Below are 558 nucleotides of genomic sequence, written 5' to 3'. Positions count from 1 at the left end.
CTTCTAGCCTTTGGGCTCGTTTTTGTGAGTGGATCACTTCAACTGAAAACCGTTTATACATCGGTTGGTTCGGTGTGTTAATGATCCCTTGCTTATTAACAGCTACATCTGTATTCATTATCGGCTTCATCGCAGCTCCTCCAGTAGATATCGATGGTATCCGTGAGCCCGTTTCTGGTTCTTTATTATACGGTAACAACATCATCTCTGGTGCTATTATCCCTACATCTAACGCAATCGGTCTTCACTTCTACCCAATTTGGGAAGCTGCTTCTTTAGACGAGTGGTTATACAACGGTGGTCCTTACCAATTAATCGTTTGCCACTTCTTATTAGGTGTTGCATCTTACATGGGTCGTGAGTGGGAACTTTCTTACCGTTTAGGTATGCGTCCTTGGATCTGTGTTGCTTACTCAGCTCCAGTAGCTGCTGCAACTGCAGTATTCTTAATCTACCCAATCGGACAAGGTTCTTTCTCTGATGGTATGCCTTTAGGTATCTCTGGTACTTTCAACTTCATGATCGTATTCCAAGCTGAGCACAACATTTTAATGCACC

Annotated in this window: 1 protein-coding gene; it reads left to right on the top strand. The window is 43.2% G+C overall.

Translation table 11 applies throughout. The annotated features are described in order from the left end of the window. The coding region (locus EER30_RS46830) for a photosynthetic reaction center family protein (protein ID WP_205650745.1) at positions 1-558 on the top strand (558 nt) is incomplete at both ends.

This window comes from Actinoplanes solisilvae, from assembly GCF_003999975.1.
Classification (GTDB): Bacteria; Actinomycetota; Actinomycetes; order Mycobacteriales; family Micromonosporaceae; genus Actinoplanes; species Actinoplanes solisilvae.
The sequence above is the reverse complement of the archived record's forward strand: the minus strand, read 5'-3'. Positions and strand labels throughout refer to the sequence as shown.